This is a genomic window from Telluria sp. ZB2R32 (assembly GCF_059685715.1).
In genome coordinates, this window is record NZ_JCASIG010000001.1 from 607,234 (window position 1) to 630,177 (window position 22,944).

Sequence of the window (22,944 nt, forward strand, 5' to 3'; positions counted from 1 at the left end):
CCGCATGAAAATCACCGGAACCGGCGCACCCAACGTCACCCCGACCATGACGCCTGCGATCGGCGGCGCAACGCCTGCAGCAGCACCAGCGGCGCCCGCGGCGGCAAGCAACGCTCCCCTCCAATCGGAAGTGCTGCAACCGGCCGCCAAGGCATTGGCCGCCCTACCCGACTTCGACGCCGCGCGCGTGGCCGAACTGCGCGACGCGCTGGCCAAGGGCGAGCTGCCGTTCGACCCGGCGCGCCTCGCCGGCCTGATCCAGCGCTTCCACGGAGGACCGAGGTGAGCCCATCGCTGAGCCGTATGACCCGGCAGCAGGCGGTGGCCGCCTTGATTAATGGTGTTGAGCAGGATCTCGATGCCGCGCAGAGCATTCACTCCCTGCTCGAACGCCAGTTCCAGGCCGCGCTGCGTCACCAGGGTGCCGAACTCGGTGCTTTGGCTGAAGAACTGACGCCCGCCCTGGACGCGATGGAGGCACGCCGCAAGCAGCGCGTGGCCCTGGTGCGCGCCCTGCACGGCGCGGACGGCACGATGGCCGGCTTCATCGCGGCCCAGCCGGAACCCGGGCGCGCCAGGCTGGCCAGCGCCTGGAACGAACTGGAACGCCTGGTCGTCGCCTGCAAGGGTGCCACGACCCGCAACGGCAACCTGCTGGCCGAACAATTCACCGTGATGCAGCGCGTGCTGCACAATTCGGACGGTACCTATGCGCCACGCTGATTTTTCGACAAGCGCCATCTCGGCGACGCTGCCTACCGCCCCGACCCGGCCGACGGGCGCCATCGGCGGCGGCAGCGGTTTTGGGCGTGCCTTCGCCGACGTCCAGGGCGAAGTCGCCAGCTTCATCCAGAACGGCGGCGGCGCCTCCACGCCCGAGTTGACGCCGGAAGGCAGCCTGTGGCATGCGCGCAGCGCCGCCGCGGTGGTGGCCGCGCCCGAAGCCGACGGGGATTCGAACAGCGACGACCAGCAAGCCTTCCTCGACAACATCGCGCCATGGGCCAGGGAAGCCGCCGATAAACTCGGCGTCGCCCCGGAACTGGTGCAGGCGCACGCCGCGCTCGAATCGGGCTGGGGCCAGCGTCCGATCCGCAATGCGGGCGGCGACAGCAGCCACAACCTGTTCGGCATCAAGGCGGGCCGCAAGTGGGATGGCGCGGTGGCCGAAGCGGCCACCACCGAATACGTCGGCGGCGCCGCCATCAAGACGAAGGAACGCTTCCGTGCCTATCCGGACGGCGCCGCCGCCTTCCGCGACTACGCCCAGATGTTGCTGGACAATCCGCGCTACAAAGGCGCGATCGGCGCCGGCAGCGACGCCCATGCATTTGCCCAGGGGCTGGCGAAGGGCGGCTATGCCACCGACCCGGCCTACGCCGCCAAGCTGGCGCGCCTGGCGGGCAAGTTGCAGGGATCTAACGGTTGACCTGATTAACACGTGGCATGTCGACCGGCTCGACGGTGCCGGGCGCGACCACGCGCATGCGCAGCGTCTGGCCGCTGGTGCTGTTTTTCACCCGGATCGTTGCCCCTTTCGCACCGGCGTCGAGCGCCTCGCCGGCCGTGCTGACTTCGATCCCTTCGATACGCGCAATCATTACCACGGCATCCCCGCGCTTCACCAGGGTCGGGGCCGTTAGCGAACTGTTACGGAGAACGTCGCCCGCACGCAACGATCTGCGGCTCGTTTGCCCTACAGCATCATTTGGAGCGATGACAGGGTCCGCAATACTGGTAATGTCACGTTGCCCTACGGTAAGATGAGCGTCGGTGAGCACCTCGTTGGCGGCAACCGGCGCGACCAGGACCGCCACCGACGCCGAGATCCGGGCGCGTACGATGTACTCCAGGCGGGCGGCGCCGGGCCCGGGGCAGCGCACCGCAAAGCGCATCCGCGTCGCCTGCCGGGTATCGAGCGTATCGACCTGGACCGGCCCCTGGCAGTTGGGCGCCACGCGCGGCGGCACGACGGTCAATTCGAACTGGGCGTCGGTCAGCCCCGACGCGGCAGCCTGTGCTTCCAGCTGGGCGCGGGCAGCCTCCTCGACCTGGCTGGCGATGGAAAGGACGGCGGGCGCGGCGGCTGCCTGCAGCGCAGCGAGCAGGACCGGCAGGACGATAAAACGAGCGGCACGAACAATCATTGCAACAAACCCCGGCATCAAAGAGTTACCCATTCTAACGAAACACACTGCAGTTCACGACGGAGATCGACCATGACGATTAATTTTAAGGACGCACTGGGAGTCCACGCCGACGCGCTGAACGTGCGCGCCGAGCGCACCCGTGTGCTGGCCGCGAACATCGCCAACGAAAGCACACCAGGCTACACGGCGCGCGACCTCGACTTCGCGGCGGTGATGCAGGAACGTGCTTCGGACGAAAACGGCGAACTGTCGCTGGGCGACGGCGAAGCCCTGTACCGCGTGCCCTTCCACCCCAGCGCCGACGGCAACACCGTCGAAATCGGCGTCGAACAGGCCGCGTTCTCGCAAAACGCCTCCGACTTCCAGACCAGCCTCACCTTCATCAACATGAAGCTGCGCGGTCTGCAAAAAGCCATCAACGGCCAATAATAATTATGAGTTTCAAGGACATCTCCAACATCGCCGGTTCGGCCATGACGGCGCAGTCGGTGCGCCTCAACACCATCGCCTCGAACCTGGCCAACGCCGACACCGCCGCGCCGTCGGAAGCCGAAGCCTACCGCGCCCGCAAACCCGTGTTTGCCGCAGTGATGGAAAACGACGCCGGCGGGCGCGTGCAGGTGCTCGACGTCGTGCAAAGCGCCGACCCGGTGCGCAAGGTCTACGAGCCGGGCAATCCGCTGGCCGATGCCGAGGGAATGGTCGTCTATTCCAACGTCAATTCCGTGGCCGAAATGGCCGACATGATGTCCGCCTCGCGCGCCTTCGAGACCAATGTCGAAGTGCTGGGCCGGATCAAATCGATGCAGCAGTCGCTGCTGAAACTGGGCGAAGCCTGAACGCATGCTGACCAATAATTCCCTCGCAAGTCCAAACAACACCGCCGGCGCCAAGGCCGATGCCGTCTCGACCAGCGCCGACGTCTCCGCCAACAAGGACATGTTCACCAAGCTGCTCGTGGCCCAGATCCGCAACCAGGATCCGCTGGCGCCGTCGGACCCGAGCCAGTTCGTCAACCAGCTGTCGCAACTGTCGCAAACCGAAGCGCTGCAAAGCCTCAGTAAAACCACCAGCGCCAGCGCCAGCGTGCTGCAAAGCCTGCAGGTGCTGGCGATGGGCGGCCAGGTCGGATCGACGGTGACCGTCGCCGCCGACCGCGTGCGCCTGGACGGCAACCCTGTGTCGGGCAGCGTCCGGCTGCCGTCGGCCAGCAGCGCCACCAACCTGGTGTTGACGGGCGCCGATGGCCAGGCGCATACCCTGTCGCTGCCGTTCCACGCGGCCGGCGCACAACAATTCACGATCGACCCGGCCGCTCTCGGCCTGGCCCCGGGCAGCTACGCGATCTCGGCGCAGAGCGCCGACGGCGCGGCCGTCCCGGTCGAACTTGCCGGCCGTGTCGACAGCGTGCGTCTGTCGGGCACCGGCGCCGTCGTATTGCAGGTGGCTGGTGTCGGCGACGTCGACCCGTCCGCCATCACTGGTTTCAACGGCAAGGCCACCACGGTCGCCGCCAACTAATTCAAGGAACGTGACATGAGCTTCAACATCGCCCTCTCCGGTATCCAGGCCATCAACGAGCAGCTGGAAGCCGTTTCGAACAACATCGCCAACTCGAGCACCTACGGCTTCAAAAGCAGCCGCGCCAACTTCTCCGCCATGTACGCCGGCGAGCAGGCCAACGGCGTCTCGGTCGGCTCGCTGACCCAGAACATCGGCACCAACGGCTCGGTTGAATCGACCGGCCGCTCGCTCGACGCCGCCATCGAAGGCCGCGGCTTTTTCGTCAGCCGCGACAGCCAGGGCACGATGTCGTACAGCCGCGTCGGCATTTTCGCAGCCGACAACGCCGGCAACCTGATCGACGCCGTCGGCCGCAAGGTGCAGGGCTATGGCCCGTCCGTGAACGGCACGCTCGGCACCATGGGCGACATCAAGATCCCGACTGGCCAGATCGCCGCCAAGGCCTCGACCGGCGTGAATTTCGTCGGCAACCTGTCGGCCGACTGGGCGCCGCCAACCAACGCGACTTTCGACGCCAGCAAGCCTGACAGCTACAACATGGTCAAGCAATCGGTCCTGTACGATTCGCTCGGCACCCAGCACACCGTGTCGCAGTACTTCGTCAAGGGCGCCAGCAACAGCGTCACCGTGCACTACGGCTTCGACGGCGCAGCGCCCGCAGCCACCAAAGCACTGAACTTCGACGCCCTCGGCCAGCTGCCCCCAAGCACCGACAGCGGCGCGCTGACCCTGACCCCGACCAACGGCGCGGCTCCGATCACGTTCTCGATCGACTACACCGGCACCACCCAGTTCGCCGGCGAAGCGACCAGCACCACCAACAGCACCGACGGCTATGCCTCGGGCACCTACGTCGGCGTCGAGCTGGCGGCGGACGGTTCGGTCGTGGCGCGCTACAGCAACGAGCAGAAGCAGACCGTCGGCACCATCGCCCTGGCCACCTTCGGCAACGAAGGCGCCCTCACCGCCACCAGCGACACCAGCTGGCAGGCGAATGCCGCGTCGGGCCTGGCCCTGTTCGGCACCCCGGGCGCGGGCCTGGCCGGCAAACTCAATACCGGCTCGCTCGAAGGCTCGAACGTCGACATCACTTCGGAACTGGTCGGCCTGATGACTTCGCAGCGTAACTACCAGGCGAACTCGAAGGTCATCACAACCGAGAACCAGATGATGCAAACCCTGATGCAGGCCCTCGGTTAAGCGCTGACGCACCATGGATAAACTGATCTTCACCGCCGTCTCCGGCGCCGAGCACACGCTGCGTGCCCAGCAGGTCCACGCCAACAACCTGGCCAACATGGACACGCCGGGCTTTCGCGCCAACCTCGAACTGGTGACGACGAAATCGCTGGGCGGCTACGGCTACGACGATGTGCACATGGCCCAGACCCAGGCCGACGCCATCTCGACCAAACCCGGCAGCGTGCGCGAAACCGGCCGTCCGCTCGACGTGGCGATCACCGGCAGCGGCTACTTCGCGGTCGAATTCGGCGGCGCCGAAGCCTACACGCGCGCCGGTTCGATCGACATCGACGCCAACGGTGCGCTGTCGGTGGCCGGCCGTCCGCTGCTGGGCGAAGGCGGCCCGATCGTGCTGCCGCCGCATTCGGCGGTGGAAGTCGGCACCGACGGCACGATCTCGGTGCTGGCCGAAGGCGCAACCACGATGCAGACCATCGACAAGCTGCGCCTGGTGAATGCCGAAGGCCCGGAACTGACCAAAAACGAAGCCGGCCTGATCGTCGCCCGCAATGGCGAGCAGCTGCCGGCCGACGCCAACGTCACCGTGCGCGGCCGCTCGCTCGAAGGCAGCAACGTCTCGGCCGTCGAAGAGATGGTCGCGACCATGGCCCTGAACCGCAGTTTCGAATTGCAGATGAAACTGTTCCAGGCCGGCGACAAGATGAATGAGGCGGGCAACCGTTTATTGGGCGCGTAAGCACGCCCGCTGACAGGACAGGAGAATTTCATGAATCCAGCAATGTGGATCAGCAAGACCGGCGTGCAGGCGCAAGACGCCAAGCTGCAAGCCATCGCCAACAATCTCGCCAACGTCAACACCGTCGGCTTCAAGCGCGACCGCGTCGTGTTCGAAGACCTGCACTACCAGGTCGATGCCCAGCCGGGCGCGCAGAGCGCCGACAACACCGTCTCCAACGGCGTCCAGCTCGGCAACGGTACGCGCCTGGTCGGCACCCAGAAAGTGTTCACCAACGGTTCGCTGCAGACCACCAGCCAGCAGCTCGACGTCGCCATCTCCGGCAATGGCTTCCTGCAGGTGCGCCGTCCGAACGGCGACGCCGCCTTCACCCGCGCCGGCCAGCTGCAGATCGACGCCAACGGCACCCTGGTGAATGCCTCGGGCCTGCCGCTGGTGCCCCAGATCACCGTGCCGAACAACGCCACCGCGATCACCATCGCCGAAAACGGCACCGTCTCCGCCACCATTCCCGGCCAGGCGGCGCCCGCCGAAATCGGCGCGCTGACGCTGACCGGCTTCGTCAATCCGGCCGGCCTGCTGGCGCTGGGCGAAAACCTGTTCTCGGAAACGGCCGCCAGCGGCGCGCCGACCGAAGGCCGTCCGGGCGATGGCGCGCTGGGCAAACTCAAGCAAGGCGCGCTGGAAGGCTCGAACGTGCAGGTCGTCGAAGAAATGGTCGACATGATCGCCGCACAACGCACTTATGAGATGAACACCAAAGTGTTGTCGGCGGCTGACAATATGCTGCAATACCTGGCGCAGGCGGCCCGATAATGCTCCGTTCTAGCCTTGCGGCAACTATGATGCTGGTGTTGCTGGCCGGCTGTGCTTCTCGCGCCCCGATCGCGGCGGCACCTGAAGAGGATGCGGTTCCGGTGGCGCGCACGGTGCAACGTGGCGTGTCGGGCGGCGTGTTCAGCAGCGATGCGCTGTCGCTCACCTCGGACGCGCGTGCCTACCGCGTGGGCGACGTGGTCACCGTGATCCTGCAGGAGACCACCCAGGCCAGCAAGCGTGCCGGCACCAGTTTCAGCAAGGGTTCGTCGGTGGGCATCACCCCGCTGGGCGCCCTCGGTAAAACCTTCGGCAAGACCGGTGTCGATATTTCGGCCGACCGCAGCTTCGCCGGCGACTCGACCAGCACCCAGCAGAACGCCCTGTCCGGCGCGCTGACCGTGATCGTGCAGGAAGTGCTGCCGAACGGCCTGCTGCGGGTGGCGGGCGAAAAGAACATGACCTTGAACCAGGGCGAAGAATTCGTCCGCCTGAAAGGCTATGTGCGCGCCGCCGACGTCGATGCCGACAACCAGGTGTCGTCGCTGCGCGTGGCCAATGCCCGCATCGCGTATTCGGCGAAGGGCGTGCTGGCCGATGCCAACTCGGCGGGCTGGCTGACGCGGTTTTTCACCGGCCCCCTCATGCCGTTTTAATCCAGGATGAACATGATTCAATTTCGTAGCACTGCCCTCGTTTCCCGTATCGTATTCGCCGCCGCGCTCGGCCTGGCCGCGGCCGTGCCCGCGCAGGCCGCCCAGGCGCTGCGCAATCTGGTCAGCATCGAGGGCGTGCGCGAAAATCCGCTGGTCGGCTATGGCCTGGTCGTCGGCCTGAACGGTTCGGGCGACTCGACCCAGGTGAAATTCGCCAGCCAGTCGGTCCTGAACATGCTCAAGCAATTCGGTGTCAAGCTGCCCGAGGGCCAGGACGCCAAGAACAAGAACGTCGCCGCCGTCATGATCTCGGCCGTCTTCCCGCCCGGCTACCGCCGCGGCCAGGCGATCGACGTCACCGTTTCCTCGCTGGGCGACGCGAAAAGCCTGCGCGGCGGTACGCTCCTGATGACGCAGATGCGCGCGGCCGACAACGAGGTCTATGCGCTGGCACAGGGCAACCTGGTCGTCGGTGGCCTGTCCGCGTCCGGCAAGAGCGGCTCGTCGGTGACGGTGAACACGCCGACCACCGGCCGCATTCCGAACGGCGCCATGATCGAGCGCGAAATCGCCACCGATTTCGCCACCCGCCCGCAAGTGCTGCTGCGCCTGCGCCACCCGCATTTCGAGACCGCGACCAACGTGGTCGAAGCGATCAACCGCCGCTTCGGCCAGGTCGCCACCACCGCCGACGGTACCAGCGTCGAAGTGGTCGCTCCCAGTAACCCGACCGAGCGCGTGGCCTTTGTCGCCAAGCTCTCGAACCTCTCCGTCGAAGCAGGCACCGAAGTACCGAAGGTGGTGTTCAATTCGCGCACCGGCACCGTGGTGATCGCCGATGGCCTGCGCGTGAAATCGGCCGCCGTCACCCACGGCGCGCTGAAGGTCGTAATCTCCGAAAGTTCGAACGTCAGCCAGCCCGGTCCCCTGTCGCGCGGCCAGACCGCCGTCACGCCGCAATCGCAATTGTCGGTCGACCAGGGCGGCGGGCGCCAGATGTTCAAGTGGCCGGCCGGCGCCAAGCTGCAGACGATCATCGACGTCGTCAACAGCCTGGGCGCCACGCCCGACGACATCATGGCGATCCTGCAGGCGCTCGACCAGGCCGGCGCCATCGAAGGCGAACTGGTGGTGATCTGATGGACCGCACCACGCCCCTCAATCCGCTGCTGCCGCGCGCCGGCGTCGTCAAGCATGATGCCGTGACGCCCGCCGCGGAAGACGAAGCGCACGTCGCGCAAGCGACGAAAGCCGCCGTCGAATTCGAAAGCTTCTTCATCTCGCAGATGTTGAAGGACATGCGTTCGACCACGCGCGAGATGGCCGACGAGGACAGCGTCTTCAAGGACAAAGTCAACCAGGACATGCAGGACATGGCCGACGGCATCCTCTCGAAGCAGATGGCCGGCCAGCGCGCCTTCGGTGTCGCCGACGCCATCCTGCGCCAGCTGCTGCCCGCCAAAAATACGCCCGGCAGCACTTAATATTTTCACGCCGCCGGTCGCCTGTCCAAGGTAGGCCCAGTTTCCTCCAGAAAGACCTCCATGACCATCATGACCAACGCGCTGTCGGGCGCGCTCGCTTCGCAGCTGGCGCTGTCGGCAACCAGCCAGAACATCGCCAACCTGCAGACGAAAGGCTACACCCGCCAGGCCGCCCTGCTGTCGGCCGTCGGTGCCGACGCCAGCGGCAAGGCCGTCGGCAATGGCGTGCAGGTCAGCTCGCTGCTGCGCTTTTCGGATGGTTATAAAAGCCAGCAGATGTGGCGCGCGGCCAGCGAGACCGGCCAGTATGCGCAAACGCAGCCCTACCTGACCCAGCTCGAACGCGTGATGGGCGACGACACCGCCAGCCTCTCCGTCGCGGTCGACCAGTTCTTCTCCTCGCTCAATGCGGTCGCCGGCGACAACGCCACCTCGACCCCGCTGCGCCAGCAAGTGCTCACCGCCGCCGGCCTGCTGGCCCAGCGCTTCAACAGCCTGAATAACGTCTACAACGCCCAGCAGCAATCGGTCAGCCAGCAGAGGAGCGCGATCGTCGATTCGGCCAACGCCAACGTCAACAAGATCGCCGCCCTCAACGCGCGCATCACGGCAGCGAACGCGGTCGGCGCGCCGGCATCCTCGCTGATCGATGCGCGCGACCTGGCGATCGACGAACTGGCCGGCCAGATGGCGCTGGAAGTGTCGGACCAGCCGGGCGGCGTGCGCGACGTCTCCCTGAAGACCGGCCAGGCCCTCGTGATCGGCAACGTCGCCGCCGAACTCAAGACAGTCGGCGGCGTCGGCGCCCAGAGTTTCACGCTCACCTTCGCCTCGACCACCTTCGGCCTGGATGCGGCCAAACTCGGCGGCCAGCTCGGCGGCCTGAGCGTCTACGAGCAGGACATGCTGCGCCCAATGCAAAAAGGCACCGAGGACATCGCACGCCAGCTGGCCGACAAGGTCAACAGCCAGCTCACGGCCGGTTATGCCATGGACGGCAGCGCCGGCAAGCCGCTGTTTACCTTCACCGCGGGCGCCAACAACATGCTGGGCGTCGCCGCCGGCTTCGAGGCGACCGACCTCGCCTTTTCGAGCGACGGCACGCAAGGCGACACCGGCAACCTGTTGAAACTGGTCGGCATCAACAGCCAGACCGTGAACGTCACGGGCCTGGGCACCGTGCTGCTGTCCGATGCCGACACCCAGCTGGTCGGCAAGCTCGGCGTCATCAGCCAGCAGAACCAGGCCGCGCTGGCGACCGCCCAGACCATGCGTACCCATGCGGTAGACGACTGGCAGTCCACCAGCGGCGTCAACCAGGACGAGGAAGCCGTCAATCTCGTCGAATACCAGAACATGTACCAGGCCAACATGAAAGTCATGTCGGTCGCTAACGCCCTGTTCGACGCCACGCTGGCGATGATGGGTTAAGGAAGAATCATGCGCATCGCCACCGCCCAGTACCAGTCGAACATGAACCAGTCGCTCACGCTGAACCAGGAGCGCCTCAGCAAGCTGACCCAGCAGATGGCCAGCGGCAAGCGCATCGGGGTGCCGTCGGACGATCCGGTCGACAGCGTGCGCGTCTCGCGCCTGCAGCGCGAGGAAGCGGCCATCGGCCAGTACCGCGACAACATCGCCTCGATCAAGATCCGCCTGTCGAAAAACGAGGGCTACCTGGGCAGCATGGTGAACGACATCGCCGCCGGCCGCGACCAGCTGGTCTGGGCGCTCGACGGCAGCAACACGACGGCCGACCTGCAAGCCATGGTCAGCCCGCTCGAGGCGCTGCGCGACAGCCTGCTGTTCAGCGCCAACAGCGTCGACCAGGAAGGCCGCTACGTCTTCTCGGGCACGAACACCGCGACCGCCCCGATGGCCTACGACGCTGCCGCCCCCGCCGGTGCGCGCTACAGCTATGCCGGCAACGTCAACGAACAGCGCGTGGTAGTGGGTAACGGCCTGACCCAGGTCGCCAACGACAACGTCAAAGGCATGGAGCAGCTGCTCAACCGCCTCGACGCGACCATCGCCACGCTCGGCAGCGCCAGCCTGAACGTCAACGCCCCGGCCACGCGCGCCGTGCTGGAAGCGAACCTGGCCGGCTTCGACGACGCGCTGGAACTGGTGTCGGGCAAGATCGCCGTCGTCGGCGGCAAGCAGAACATCCTCGATACGCTCGACGCGAATCACGGCAACGTCAGCCTGTCGAACCAGATGGCCATCACCGACATCGGCCAGCTCGACATGGGCGTCGCCGCGACCGAACTGAATGGCTATTCCACGGCCCTGCAAGCGACCTACAAGGCGTATGGCCGGATCGGCACGCTGTCCCTGTTCTCCGCACTGTAATCGATGGACACCACGCTCCGCCCCGCTTCCACGCCACTGCAGGTCAACACCAATGCCACCGTCAACGCCGGCGCCGCCACAGGCGCGTCGGCGCTCGTGCGTTCCCAGCCTGTACCGGAGAAAGCGCCTGAAGCGCGTGCGGCCGCGCGCCCTGCCGTGCAGGCGCCGGCACGCCGTCCCCACGCCTTCGATGCGCGTCTGCAGGGCGACGTCGCCAGCGCCCAGCAAGCACGCGATTATCTCGAGCGCGTCGCCGCCCAGCTCGAATCGGTGAAAGCCGCCCTCTCCGCCAAACTCGCCGGCATGAAGAGCGGCGCGCGCGACCTGGAAAGCAAAGCCCGCCAGCTGGGCGCGACGCTTGCCGCCCGCGGCGCCCAGGCCGGCGGCTCGGTCGACGCCCACCTCTCCTTTTCGGACGGCGCGCCGGCGCAGCAGCGCTTCCGCATCAACGGCCTCGACGCCGCCACGCTGCAGGCGGCCGCGCCCGTGTCGCTGTCGTTCTCGGTCGGCGGCGCCGGCGGTCCGCAACTGGCCGCCGCGTTCGAGTCCGAGATGACGCCGGAACAGATCGCCGCCCGCCTGGACCGCACGCTGGCGCCGGTGAAGGTGCGTGCCGCTCTCGACGGCCAGGGCCGCATCGAATTCAGGACGGCCGAAGCCGACTGGCCGCAGGTACGCGACAGCATCGCCGTCTCCGGCCGCGGCCGCGTCGCCACCGAGGCCATCGCGCCCGACGTCAAACTCGAAAACATCGGCAGCGGCAACGCCGAGACGTTGCGCCAGAATCTGCGCGACGTGGTGCAGGCATTGGAACGCGTACGCCGCTCGCAGGAGGCCACCAGCGCCGCGCTCAGCGCTGCCAGCGCGCGCGCCGCCAAATCCGAACTGAGCGCCGAGGATCTCGCCATCACGGCGCAGGATTTCGCCTCGACGGCGGCCAACCACGATTACGAGTCGCTGCTGGCGATCACCTCGGCGCTGGTCGGCGTCAGCCGCGAGCGGGTGCTTGCTTTATTGGGGCTGCGCTAAGGGTGAGACCGCGTGGACGGAGTCCACCCTACAAAAACAGCACCGTCATCCACTAACCGTAGGGTGGACTCCGTCCACGCGGTACACCATTCGCACCTCGAGAATCAATTCTCGGGACTCACACCGGCGGCCACCGGCACCGGCCGCTCCCCAATCTGCTGGCGCCACATCGCGTAATACAAACCGCGCACTTCGAGCAGCTGCGCATGTGTCCCGCTCTCGACGACCTGCCCCTTCTCCAGCACGAAGATGGTATCGGCATGCATCACCGTCGACAGCCGGTGCGCGATCAAAATAGTCATCTGCGCCGCGCGCGCCGAAATCTCGCGCACCGTATTCGTGATCTGCTCCTCGGTAATCGAGTCGAGCGCCGACGTCGCCTCGTCGAAGATCAGCAGCGCCGGCTGGCGCACCAGCGCCCGTGCGATCGACAGGCGCTGCTTCTCGCCGCCCGACAGCTTCATGCCGCGCTCGCCGATGACGGTATCCAAACCCTCGGGCGAGCGCTCGAGCAGGTAGGCACACGAAGCCGCGCGCATCGCCGCCACGATCTCCTCGTCCGTCGCATCGCTCTTCACGAAGCGGATATTGTCGCGGATCGTCCCGGCGAACAGATAGGTCTCCTGCGTCACGAAGCCGATCTGGCGGCGCACGCGGTTGTAGCGCAGGTCGGTCGTGCGCACGCCGTTGTACGACACCTCGCCGCCATTCGGCGTGTACAGGCCCACCAGCAGCTTCACCAGCGTCGACTTGCCCGAACCCGACGGCCCCACGAACGCGACCGTCTGCCCCAGCGTGGCCGAGAACGACACGCCGCCCAGCGCATCCTCGGGCGCGCCCTTGTGACGGAAGCGCACTTCGCTGAAACGCAGTTCGGTGAGCGGCCCGACTTCGACCGGATCGGGCGGACGGCGCTCGACCGGCTTGTCCATCAGCGTCTTGAAGTTCAGCAGCGAGGCCTCGGCTTCGCGGTGCGCCAGGATGATGTTGCCCAGCTCCTGCAGCGGCGCGAAGATCGACACCGAAATGAACTGCATCGCGATCAGCTCGCCGGTCGAGAGCACGTCGCGGAAGATCAACCACAACAGCGCAAACAGGATCGCCAGTTTCAACAGGCTCAGCGTCGAACCCTGCAGGAAGGAAAGCAGCCGGATGCGCTTCACTTTCTCCATCTCCAGCGCGAAGATGGCATCGGTCTGGCTGCGCAGGCGGCGAATTTCGGGAAAGGTCAGCCCCAGGCTTTTGATGAGCTCGATATTCCGGAGCGATTCGGTAATGAAGCCCGAGTTGCGGTTGGTCTCGCGCGTGATGGACCGCTGCTGGGTCTTGATCTCGCGCGAGAGCAGCCCCGTGAGCCCGCCCAGCACCAGCACCCCGACCAGGAACACCGGCACCAGCAGCCAGTGTTTGGTCACCGCATACCAGGCCAGGAAGCTCACGCCGACCAGCGCCGCAAAGGCCGTGTTGATGAAGGTGTTGATCAGGCGCTCGCTGTCCGCGCGCACCTTCTGCAGCAAGGACAGCATCTCGCCGCTGCGCAAATCCTCGAACTCCTGGAATTTGAGGCGCAACAGGTGGCGCAAGCCGTCGTTGAAAATCGCCACGCCCAGCTTTTGCACCACCAGCCGCGTCACGTATTCCTGCAGGGCCTTGGCCAGGCGCGACAGCACGGCCACCAGCACCGCCAGCCCGAGCAGGCGCATCACGTAGGGCATGGGGTCGGCGTCGCCCGGACGACGTTGGGTGACGTGGTCGATGATGCGGCCGAAGATGATCGGATCGACCAGGGCCAGTACTTGGGACACGGTGGCGAAGACCAGGGCGAGCAGGCCGAGGCGCCAGTGGGGTTTCAGGTAAGTCCAGAGGATGCTCATGAGGCATCTTAGCAATCCGGATAAAATTCCCGCACACCGGATGGGTCCGTAAGGCGCAAGTTTCGTAGGGTGGGCTCTCGAGCCCACGCGGTCGTACGCATGCACGGCCCAGGAATGGATTATGGCTGCGGGCGCATCCCCACCGTACCGCGTGGGCACAAGTGCCCACCCTACGACACCCATAAAAAAACCGCTGCCCCGCATTTGCATGCGGTGACAGCGGTTTTTCACGGACACGGGACTTGACGTCCCGCGCCTGGTATTACGCTTCGCGCGAAGCCTTCTTGCGCTCGTGCTCTTTCAGGTAGCGCTTGCGCAGGCGGATCGACTTCGGCGTGATCTCGACCAGTTCGTCGTCCTCGATGAACTCGACTGCGTACTCGAGCGACATCTGGATCGGCGGCACCAGGCGCACGGCTTCGTCGGTACCCGACGAACGCACGTTGGTCAGCTGCTTGCCCTTGATCGGGTTGACGACCAGGTCGTTGTCGCGCGAGTGGATGCCGATGATCATGCCTTCGTACACCGGATCGTTGTGCGACACGAACATGCGGCCGCGGTCCTGCAGTTTCCAGATCGCGTAGGCAACGGCGGCGCCGTCGTCCTGCGAGATCAGCACGCCGTTACGACGGCCGGCCAGTTCGCCACGGCTGTTGTCGACCGGTGCGTACTCGTGGAACACGTGGCTCATCAAGCCGGTGCCGCGGGTCAGGGTCATGAATTCGCCCTGGAAGCCGATCAGGCCACGCGCCGGGATCAGGTACTCGAGACGCACGCGGCCCTTGCCATCCGATTCCATGTTCTGCAGGTCGCCACGGCGGCGGCCCAGTTCTTCCATGACGCCGCCCTGGTTGACTTCTTCGACGTCGACCGACAGGTTCTCGTACGGCTCGTGGCGCACGCCATCGACCATCTTGAAGACCACGCGTGGACGCGACACGGCCAGCTCGAAGCCTTCGCGACGCATGTTTTCCAGCAAAATCGTCAGGTGCAGCTCGCCGCGGCCCGAGACTTCGAAGGTGGTGTCGTCGTCGGTCGGCGCCACGCGCAGTGCGACGTTGGCTTTCAGTTCGCGCTCGAGACGCTCGCGCAGCTGGCGGCTGGTGACGAACTTGCCTTCGCGGCCGGCCAGTGGCGAGTTGTTGACCATGAAGTTCATGGTCAGGGTCGGCTCGTCGACGGTCAGCATCGGCAGCGCTTCCGGGGTGTCCGGTGCGCAGATGGTCGAACCGATGCCGATTTCTTCGATACCGTTGATCAGGCAGATGTCGCCGGCGACGGCCGAGTCCACCAGCACGCGCTCCAGGCCCTTGAAGTTCAGCACCTGGTTGATGCGGCCCTTGATCGGGGTGCCGTCAGGACCGTTCATGACGATGACGTCCTGGCCGGTTTTCACGGTACCGCGGTTGACGCGGCCAATGCCGATCTTGCCGACGTACGACGAGTAGTCGAGCGAGGTGATCTGCATCTGCAGCGGACCTTCCGGATTGTCGTCACGGACCGGCACGTGTTGCAGGATGGCGTCGAACAACGGCTTCATGTCGCCGTCGCGCACGTCTTCGGTCAGGCCGGCGTAGCCGTTCAGGCCCGAGGCGTAGACGATCGGGAAGTCGAGCTGCTCGTCGTTCGCGCCCAGCTTGTCGAACAGTTCGAAGGTCTGGTTGATGGCCCAGTCGGCGCGCGCGCCCGGACGGTCGACCTTGTTGACGACGACGATCGGCTTGAGGCCCAGGGCCAGTGCCTTGCGGGTCACGAAGCGCGTTTGCGGCATCGGGCCTTCCTGGGCATCGACCAGCAACAGCACGGAGTCGACCATCGACAGCACGCGCTCGACCTCACCGCCGAAGTCGGCGTGGCCCGGGGTGTCGACGATGTTGATGTGGGTGCCTTCGTACTCGACCGCGCAATTCTTCGACAGAATCGTAATGCCGCGTTCTTTTTCGAGGTCGTTCGAGTCCATCACGCGGGTGTCCACCGCCTGGTTTTCACGGAAGGTGCCGGACTGACGGAGCAGCTGGTCGACCAGGGTGGTCTTGCCGTGGTCAACGTGGGCGATGATTGCAATATTACGAATTGCGCGTTTGGTATTTGACATGTATTTTCAGCGTGATGTGCGTGATGTTGCGGATGAACTCGCGGATGTGTTCCGATGCTGCCGATTTCGGAAACCGCGTAGTATAGCAGGTTTCATGTGACGGCTTCATGAAAAGGCCCGCAATTTCAATGGCTTGGTAGGGTGGGCACTCTGTGCCCACGCGGAACGATGCGCCATGTTAGCGCTTTTTGGACATTCAAATAACAACAAACAAATGCCGGCGCTGTCCTGCTTGTTCGGATTGAACGCGTGGGCGGGAGACCCGCCCACCTTACGTCGCCGCAATCAAGCGTTCCGGCGCGAGGACGGCGTACTCCTGCAAATTCGCCGTCCCCAGCAACTTGCCGTCACAGTACACACGCACCCTGCCCGGCTCGGCCGGCACCGTCACCGACTCCTTGCCCAACGCCAGGCGCTGGCCGTTCAGGAAACGCTTCGCCAGCTCGGGCGTGAGTTCCACTGACGGGAAGGTCGACAGCAGCGCATCGACCGGCGCTAGCAGCGACAGCGGTTCGGCGTGCGCCTGCAGGTCTTCCAGCGTGATCATGCTCTCCGCCGTCAGCGCGCCGACCTGGATGCGGCGCAGTGCGTTCAGGTGGGCGCCGCAGCCGAGCGCTGCGCCGATGTCTTCGCCGAGCACGCGCACGTAGGTGCCCTTGCTGCAGGTGACGCGGATCTTGAGCATTGGTGCTTCGTAGCCGATCAGCTCGAGGCTGTGGATGGTCACCGGCCGCGCCTCGCGCTCGAGCGTGATGCCTTCGCGCGCGTATTCGTAGTAGGCCTTGCCGTCGCGCTTCAGCGCCGAATACATCGGCGGCACTTGCAGGATCGGACCGCGGAAGCGCGCCAGCGCGGCCTCGATCTGCGCGAGCGTCACGTCGACGGGCAGCGTCTCGATCGCTTCGCCTTCGGTGTCGCCGGTATTCGTCATGATGCCGAGGTGGACCGTCGCCTCATAGGTCTTGTCCGCTTCCAGCAAGTCTTGCGAAAACTTGGTCGCTTCGCCGAAGCACAGCGGCAGCAAGCCGGTCGCGAACGGGTCGAGCGTGCCGGTGTGGCCGGCCTTTTTCGCGTTCATCACGCGCTTGGCCTTGATGAGGGCGTCGTTCGACGACAGGCCGACCGGTTTGTCGAGCAGCAGCACGCCGTCGACGAGGTCGCGCGGCTTTTTGGGCGGGCGGGCGTTCACTTGGTATCGTCGTCCGCTTCCGGTGCGGGAGCGCTACCGTCGTCGAAGTCGGCGGCGCGCACGGCGTTCGCCTGGTCGATCAGGGCCGACATCTGCAGGCCGCGCGAGGTGGAGGTGTCGTGCATGAAGTGCAGCGCCGGCAGCGTGTGGATATGCAGGCGCTTGCCTAACATGTTGCGCAGATAGCCGGCCGCCTTGTTCAGGCCTTCGAGCGTCTGCTTCACTTCTTCCTTGCTGTCTTTGAGCAGGGTGAAGTAGATCTTGGCATGAGCGTAGTCGGGCGTGAGCTGGACTTCGGTCAGGGTGATCATGCCGACGCGCGGGTCCTTCAGTTCGAAGGCGATCAGTTCCGACAGGTCTTTCTGGATCTGGTCGGCGACACGCAGGCCGCGCTGGGGAATGGTTTTGCTGTGTTTTGCCATGGTGATTGCTTTATGTTTTTTTGATGATGGTACATCGAATGGGGCGGGCGGGGCGTACGGATTCGAGGGGCATACGTGCGTAACGCGTGGGCATGCCCACCCTACGTTACACCACGGTCAACCGTAAAAAAAACGCCATCGGCTGGGCTTTGAAACCCGGCGGATGGCGCTTCTTGAGCCGCGCTTTGGATTACAGCGTACGGGCCACTTCGGTCACTTCGAACACTTCCAGCACGTCGCCCACCTGGATCTCGTTGTTGTTCTTCAGCGAGAGGCCGCACTCGAGACCGGCGCGCACTTCTTTCGCGTCGTCCTTGAAGCGCTTGAGCGAGTCGATCTCGCCGGTCCAGATGACGATGTTGTTGCGCAGCAGGCGGACCGAGGAGGTACGCTTGACCACGCCATCGGTGACCAGACAGCCCGCGATCGCGCCGACTTTCGAGACCAGGATGACCTGGCGAATCTCGACCTGGCCGGTGATGGTCTCGCGCTTTTCCGGCGCCAGCATGCCCGACAGTGCGGTGCGGATTTCGTCGATCGCATCATAAATGATGCTGTAGTAACGGATGTCGACGCCATTGGCTTCGGCCACCTTGCGCGCCTGGGCGTCGGCACGGGCGTTGAAGCCGATGATGACTGCCTTCGAGGCGGTTGCCAGGTTGACGTCCGACTCGGTAATGCCGCCGACCGCTGCATGGACGACCTGCACGCGCACTTCCGAGGTCGACAGCTTCTGCAGCGAACCGACCAGTGCTTCCTGCGAACCCTGCACGTCCGTCTTGATGATCAGCGGCAAGTTCTTGACCTCGCCCTCGCCCATCTGGTCGAACATGTTTTCCAGCTTCGCCGCCTGCTGCTTGGCCAGCTTCACGTCACGGAACTTACCTTGACGGAACAGACCGATTTCACGCGCCTTGCGCTCGTCGGCCATGACCATGACTTCTTCGCCGGCAGCCGGCACTTCGGTCAGGCCCTGGATCTCGACCGGGATCGACGGACCGGCGGTGGTGATCGCCTTGCCGTTTTCGTCCAGCATCGCACGGACACGGCCATACGCCGAACCGGCCAGCACCACGTCGCCGCGGCGCAGGGTACCCGATTGCACCAGGATCGTCGCGACCGGGCCACGGCCCTTGTCGAGGCGCGATTCGACCACCAGGCCACGGGCCGGCGAGCCGACCGGCGCCTTCAGTTCCAGCACTTCGGCCTGCAGCAGCACTTGCTCGAGCAGGTCGTCGATACCGGTACCGACTTTTGCCGACACCGGCACGAATGGCGAATCGCCACCGTATTCTTCCGGCACGACGCCTTCGGCCACCAGTTCCTGCGTGACGCGGTCGGTATTCGCACCCGGCTTGTCGATCTTGTTGATCGCCACGACGAGCGGCACACCGGCGGCTTTTGCGTGGGCAATCGCCTCTTTCGTTTGCGGCATCACGCCGTCGTCTGCCGCCACCACCAGGATGACGATGTCGGTCGCCTTGGCGCCACGGGCACGCATCGCGGTGAACGCTTCGTGACCCGGGGTATCCAGGAAGGTGATCATGCCGCGCGGGGTATCCACGTGGTATGCACCGATGTGCTGGGTAATGCCACCGGCTTCGCCAGCGGCCACTTTCGCACGGCGGATGTAGTCCAGCAGCGAGGTTTTACCGTGGTCGACGTGACCCATGACGGTCACGACCGGCGCGCGCGCCGTCGATTCGAACTCGGCGTGTTCGCCCTGGTCGGCCAGGATCGCTTCCGGATCGTCCTCGGCGGCAGCGAAGGCTTTATGGCCCATCTCTTCCACCACGATCATCGCGGTTTCCTGGTCCAGCACCTGGTTGATGGTGCACATCTGGCCCAGCTTCATCAGCTGCTTGATGACTTCCGACGCCTTCACCGACATCTTGTGGGCGAGTTCGGCCACGGTGATCGTTTCAGGGACGTGGACGTCCTTGACGATCGCCTCGGTCGGCGCCTGGAAGTTGGTTTCGCGGTCATCGCTGTGCGAACCACGGCGGCCACCGCTGCGGCCGCCCGAACGCCAGCCGTCGCGGCCGCTCGGCGCGCTCGGGGCGCCACGGCCCTTCGCACCACCAGGGGCGCCACGCTTCTTGGCGTCGTCCGACCAGGTCGAGGACACGTTGGCCGACTTGATCGACTTCTTGTCGCCCGGCTTCTTGTCGCCCGGCTTGGCGGCGGTACCGTCGGCCGGCTTCTTGTCGGCAGGCTTGTGCAGCGTGCCGGCAGGTGCGGCCGGCTTGGCCACGACCGGCGGCGGCACCGGTTCGGGCGCCTTGATGACGCGGCGCGGCTGCGCCATCATCAGCTTGATCTGGGCCACTTCGTCGGCCACGGCCTTGCGTGCACGCTCGGTGGCGGCAGCGCGTTCGGCGGCTTCCTTGGCGGCAGCTTCGGTCTTGCGCTTGGCTTCGTCGGCGGCAGCCTGCTTGGCTTGCTCGCTGGCAGCCGAACTGGCGGCAGCGGCAGCGGCGGCGTCGCGTTTGGACGCTTCGGCGGCGTCGCGCTTGGCCTGCTCTTCGTCGGCCTTGGCTTGTTCGGCACGTTCCGCTTCGAGCTTGGCCAGGCGTTCCTGCTTTTCACGCAGGTCCGCTTCCTGGCGGGCGACGAGCTCGGCGTGACGGCGCGACTCTTCCTCGCGGCGTGCGATTTCGGCTTCGTCGATGACCGGTGCGACTGGTGCCGCGGCGGCCGGCGCCTGGGCTGGGTCGTCACGCTGGACGAAGGTACGCTTCTTGCGCACTTCGACCTGGATCGTGCGCGACTTGCCCGATGCGTCCGCCTGCTTGATCTCGCTCGTTTCCTTGCGGGTGACCGTGATTTTCTTCTTCTCGGTCGAATCCGCCGCGCCGTGGGTACGGCGCAGGTGGTTCAGCAGCTTGTCCTTATCATCCTTTGACAAGGGATCTGACGTCGAGCTTTTATCGACGCCGGCGGAACGCAGCTGCGTCAGCAGCAAATCTGCAGGCATCTTCAGTTCGGTGGCAAATTGGGCTACGTTGTTACTCGCCATTCAGTCCTCTTTTCTATGTGTCGCGGAGATGATAAAGATTTGCAAATTATGCCTTGGCCGTTTCTGCAAGGCTCCAGGCTTTCGCCTGCAACGCTTTGACACGGTCATCATATTTACTGTCGACCAGCTTCATCTCATCGTCGGTCACATCATTAAATTCATTCTTGATCAGTTCACGGGCGCGGTCCGACGACAGGGCCAGGATGGCGCCGAATTCGTCGTAGGCCAGGCCAGCAAAGGCTTCCACCGTCTTGATGCCTGCGAGACCCAGCTTGCCGGCGGTCGTACGGTCCATGCCTTCGAGGTTGACCAGTTGCTCTTCCATGCCTTCCAGGCCCTCTTCCGAAGCGATCGCCTCGGTCACCAGGGCGTCACGGGCACGGGTACGCAGCTCGTTCACGGTTTCTTCGTCGAAGGATTCGATTTCCAGCATTTCCGAAATCGGCACGTAGGCGATTTCTTCCAGGCTCGAGAAACCTTCCTCGACGAGGATGTCGGCCACTTCCTGGTCGACGTCCAGCTTTTCCATGAACAGGGTGCGGATCGATGCCGTTTCCTGGGCCACCTTGTTGGCCGATTCCTCGGCCGTCATGATGTTGATCTTCCAGCCGGTCAGTTCCGAGGCCAGGCGCACGTTCTGGCCCGAGCGGCCGATCGCAATCGCCAGGTTCTCTTCGTCGACCACCACGTCCATCGCGTGCTTTTCTTCGTCGACCATAATCGACGACACGTTCGCCGGCGCCAGCGCGCCGATGACGAACTGGGCCGGATCGTCCGACCACAGCACGATGTCGACGCGCTCGCCGCCGAGTTCGCCGGTCACGGCCTGCACGCGCGAACCGCGCATGCCGACGCAGGTACCGATCGGGTCGATGCGCTTGTCGCTCGTGAAGACCGCGATCTTGGCGCGCACGCCGGCGTCACGGGCAGCCGATTTGATTTCCAGCAGGCCCTGCTCGATCTCTGGAACTTCCAGTTCGAACAGCTTCATGATGAATTCCGGCGCGGTGCGCGACAGGATCACCTGCGGGCCGCGCATGTTGCGGTCCACGCGCAGGATATAGGCACGGACGCGGTCGCCGATACGCAGGTTTTCCTTCGGGATCATCTGGTCGCGCGGCAGGCGCGCTTCGATCTTGCCCGACTCGACGATCGCGTCGCCGCGTTCCATGCGCTTGATCGTGCCGGTCACCAGCGAATCGCCGCGCTCGAGGAAGTCTTGCAGGATCTGTTCGCGCTCGGCGTCACGCACGCGCTGCAGGACCACTTGCTTGGTGTCCTGGGCGAAGCGGCGGCCGAAGTCGACCGATTCCACCGGCTCTTCGATGTATTCGTCGACTTCGATGTCGGCGATCTGTTCTTTTGCTTCGAAATGCAGGATTTCCTGGTCCGGCAGTTGCAGGCCGGCCTCATCGGGCACGACGTGCCAGCGGCGGAAAGTTTCGAACTCGCCATTGTCGCGATCGATGCTCACGCGAATGTCGACCTCGCCTTCATAGCGTTTTTTGGTGGCCTGGGCCAGGGCGAACTCGAGCGCCCCGAACACCACTTCCTTATCGACGTTTTTTTCGCGCGCAAGCGCATCAACCAATAACAAAATTTCGCGACTCATGCTTTGCGACTCCTAAAATCCACCTGCGGCACCAATCGTGCCTTGTCCAATTCGGCCAGCGTAAATTCCAACAACGCGGGCCCATCCTTACCTTCAAATTCCAGACCGATCTTGTCGCCTTCCGGCGCGACCAGGATGCCCGTATAGGTCTTCCGGTTCGCGGTGCCCGGCATGGCGAGACGCAGCTTCACCGTGCATTCGTGGCCGGCGAAGCGCTCGAAATCGGCCAGGGTGCGCACCGGGCGGTCCAGCCCGGGCGACGAAATCTCGAGACGTTCGTAATCGACGTTCTCCACCGTCAGCACGTGCGACAACTGGTGACTCACCTTTGCGCAGTCCTCGACGGTAATCGGGCCCTTTTCTTCCGCGACGGCAGCCGGGAAATCGATAAACACGCGCAGGATCCCGCGCTCGCCCCGCTCGACATCCACGAGGTCATAGCCGAGGCCACCGACTGTCTTGGCGATCAAATCAAACTGCTGCACGACACTTCTCCAAGGGCGTTAAAACGTTTTACCAAAAAAAAAATGGGCATCTGCCCATCTTTTGTATTTACAACCCAACCAGATGAAAGCACTTGCACCAATTTAATACTGGGAAAGGACTTCGATTAGGCTGCAAATTATAACGTATTCGAGGGCACGCTGCAATCGACATACCATTTTATGGGCAAGCCAACAACGGCTGCGCACGCTATTAAAGCGGATATCGAACAGGCCCGAGATTTCACCGCTAACGGTCGCACGTAGGGCGGGCATGCCCGCCTTGCGACGGGTGACCGGA

Annotated in this window: 23 protein-coding genes; 15 read left to right on the forward strand and 8 right to left on the reverse strand. The window is 64.7% G+C overall.

Annotated elements, in window-relative coordinates; all coding sequences use genetic code 11:
• The first annotated feature begins 4 nt into the window (after nt 1-4).
• Genes flgM through flgJ form a run of 3 tightly spaced genes read left to right on the forward strand, consistent with a single transcriptional unit; the run spans nt 5 to nt 1,429 of the window.
• Nucleotides 5-286 (forward strand): flagellar biosynthesis anti-sigma factor FlgM, encoded by a 282-nt coding sequence (flgM, locus tag AC56LG_RS02675; protein WP_497164581.1) that lies wholly within the window; start codon nt 5-7, stop codon nt 284-286.
• The gene (locus AC56LG_RS02680) at nt 283-723 is read left to right on the forward strand and encodes a flagellar protein FlgN (protein WP_497164582.1); all 441 of its coding nucleotides are present in this window, start codon (nt 283-285) and stop codon (nt 721-723) included. The genes flgM and AC56LG_RS02680 overlap by 4 nt, the downstream gene beginning before the upstream one ends.
• Nucleotides 710-1,429 (forward strand): flagellar assembly peptidoglycan hydrolase FlgJ, encoded by a 720-nt coding sequence (gene flgJ / locus AC56LG_RS02685; RefSeq protein WP_497164583.1) that lies wholly within the window; start codon nt 710-712, stop codon nt 1,427-1,429. The genes AC56LG_RS02680 and flgJ overlap by 14 nt, the downstream gene beginning before the upstream one ends.
• Here flgJ and flgA read toward each other — a convergent pair.
• On the reverse strand, nt 1,419-2,180 hold the full coding sequence (gene flgA / locus AC56LG_RS02690) for a flagellar basal body P-ring formation chaperone FlgA (protein WP_497164584.1): 762 nt from the start codon (nt 2,178-2,180) through the stop codon (nt 1,419-1,421). The two genes, flgJ and flgA, sit on opposite strands and share 11 nt — an antisense overlap.
• Before the next feature lie 39 nt (nt 2,181-2,219).
• On the opposite strand from flgA, the gene flgB reads away from it, so the two are divergent.
• The 12 genes from flgB to AC56LG_RS02750 are packed head-to-tail and all read left to right on the forward strand — an operon-like array spanning nt 2,220 to nt 11,950.
• Nucleotides 2,220-2,579 carry a flagellar basal body rod protein FlgB gene (flgB, locus tag AC56LG_RS02695; protein ID WP_497164585.1) on the forward strand — a complete coding sequence of 120 codons (360 nt, stop codon included), beginning with the start codon at nt 2,220-2,222 and terminating at the stop codon, nt 2,577-2,579.
• Nucleotides 2,580-2,584: 5 nt separating this feature from the next.
• On the forward strand, nt 2,585-2,989 hold the full coding sequence (gene flgC / locus AC56LG_RS02700) for a flagellar basal body rod protein FlgC (RefSeq protein ID WP_497164586.1): 405 nt from the start codon (nt 2,585-2,587) through the stop codon (nt 2,987-2,989).
• A gap of 4 nt (nt 2,990-2,993) precedes the next feature.
• Nucleotides 2,994-3,671, forward strand: a complete 678-nt coding sequence (locus AC56LG_RS02705) for a flagellar hook capping FlgD N-terminal domain-containing protein (protein ID WP_497164587.1) — start codon at nt 2,994-2,996, stop codon at nt 3,669-3,671.
• Between the two features lie 15 nt (nt 3,672-3,686).
• On the forward strand, nt 3,687-4,874 hold the full coding sequence (locus AC56LG_RS02710; RefSeq protein WP_497164588.1) for a flagellar hook protein FlgE: 1,188 nt from the start codon (nt 3,687-3,689) through the stop codon (nt 4,872-4,874).
• 13 nt (nt 4,875-4,887) lie between these two features.
• A complete protein-coding gene (locus tag AC56LG_RS02715; RefSeq protein WP_497164589.1) occupies nt 4,888-5,613 on the forward strand; it encodes a flagellar basal body rod protein FlgF in 726 nt (241 codons plus the stop codon).
• Nucleotides 5,614-5,643: 30 nt separating this feature from the next.
• A complete protein-coding gene (gene flgG / locus AC56LG_RS02720; protein WP_497164590.1) occupies nt 5,644-6,429 on the forward strand; it encodes a flagellar basal-body rod protein FlgG in 786 nt (261 codons plus the stop codon).
• Nucleotides 6,429-7,085: a flagellar basal body L-ring protein FlgH gene (gene flgH / locus AC56LG_RS02725; protein ID WP_497164591.1), complete on the forward strand. Its 657-nt coding sequence runs from the start codon at nt 6,429-6,431 to the stop codon at nt 7,083-7,085. Before flgG ends, flgH begins: the two co-directional genes overlap by 1 nt.
• A gap of 12 nt (nt 7,086-7,097) precedes the next feature.
• The gene (locus tag AC56LG_RS02730; RefSeq protein ID WP_497164592.1) at nt 7,098-8,225 is read left to right on the forward strand and encodes a flagellar basal body P-ring protein FlgI; all 1,128 of its coding nucleotides are present in this window, start codon (nt 7,098-7,100) and stop codon (nt 8,223-8,225) included.
• Nucleotides 8,225-8,569, forward strand: a complete 345-nt coding sequence (locus AC56LG_RS02735; protein WP_497164593.1) for a rod-binding protein — start codon at nt 8,225-8,227, stop codon at nt 8,567-8,569. The genes AC56LG_RS02730 and AC56LG_RS02735 overlap by 1 nt, the downstream gene beginning before the upstream one ends.
• Before the next feature lie 60 nt (nt 8,570-8,629).
• Nucleotides 8,630-10,000, forward strand: coding sequence for a flagellar hook-associated protein FlgK (flgK, locus tag AC56LG_RS02740; protein WP_497164594.1), 1,371 nt, complete (start codon nt 8,630-8,632; stop codon nt 9,998-10,000).
• A 9-nt stretch (nt 10,001-10,009) separates the two neighbouring features.
• Nucleotides 10,010-10,921, forward strand: coding sequence for a flagellar hook-associated protein FlgL (gene flgL, locus AC56LG_RS02745; protein ID WP_497164595.1), 912 nt, complete (start codon nt 10,010-10,012; stop codon nt 10,919-10,921).
• Nucleotides 10,922-10,924: 3 nt separating this feature from the next.
• Nucleotides 10,925-11,950: a hypothetical protein gene (locus AC56LG_RS02750; protein ID WP_497164596.1), complete on the forward strand. Its 1,026-nt coding sequence runs from the start codon at nt 10,925-10,927 to the stop codon at nt 11,948-11,950.
• A gap of 104 nt (nt 11,951-12,054) precedes the next feature.
• Here the strand turns inward: AC56LG_RS02750 and AC56LG_RS02755 are convergent, their stop codons facing one another.
• The 7 genes from AC56LG_RS02755 to rimP form a co-directional block, all read right to left on the reverse strand.
• Complete coding sequence (locus tag AC56LG_RS02755) at nt 12,055-13,824, reverse strand: ABC transporter ATP-binding protein (protein WP_497164597.1); 1,770 nt, start codon at nt 13,822-13,824, stop codon at nt 12,055-12,057.
• 262 nt (nt 13,825-14,086) lie between these two features.
• On the reverse strand, nt 14,087-15,919 hold the full coding sequence (typA, locus tag AC56LG_RS02760; protein ID WP_497164598.1) for a translational GTPase TypA: 1,833 nt from the start codon (nt 15,917-15,919) through the stop codon (nt 14,087-14,089).
• 271 nt (nt 15,920-16,190) lie between these two features.
• Nucleotides 16,191-17,108, reverse strand: a complete 918-nt coding sequence (truB, locus tag AC56LG_RS02765) for a tRNA pseudouridine(55) synthase TruB (RefSeq protein ID WP_497164599.1) — start codon at nt 17,106-17,108, stop codon at nt 16,191-16,193.
• Nucleotides 17,105-17,530, reverse strand: a complete 426-nt coding sequence (gene rbfA, locus AC56LG_RS02770) for a 30S ribosome-binding factor RbfA (RefSeq protein ID WP_497164600.1) — start codon at nt 17,528-17,530, stop codon at nt 17,105-17,107. Before rbfA ends, truB begins: the two co-directional genes overlap by 4 nt.
• A 190-nt stretch (nt 17,531-17,720) precedes the next feature.
• On the reverse strand, nt 17,721-20,549 hold the full coding sequence (infB, locus tag AC56LG_RS02775; RefSeq protein ID WP_497164601.1) for a translation initiation factor IF-2: 2,829 nt from the start codon (nt 20,547-20,549) through the stop codon (nt 17,721-17,723).
• Nucleotides 20,550-20,595: 46 nt separating this feature from the next.
• Nucleotides 20,596-22,161: a transcription termination factor NusA gene (gene nusA / locus AC56LG_RS02780; protein WP_497164602.1), complete on the reverse strand. Its 1,566-nt coding sequence runs from the start codon at nt 22,159-22,161 to the stop codon at nt 20,596-20,598.
• Nucleotides 22,158-22,646 (reverse strand): ribosome maturation factor RimP, encoded by a 489-nt coding sequence (gene rimP, locus AC56LG_RS02785; RefSeq protein WP_497164603.1) that lies wholly within the window; start codon nt 22,644-22,646, stop codon nt 22,158-22,160. The genes nusA and rimP overlap by 4 nt, the downstream gene beginning before the upstream one ends.
• Between the last annotated feature and the right edge of the window lie 298 nt (nt 22,647-22,944).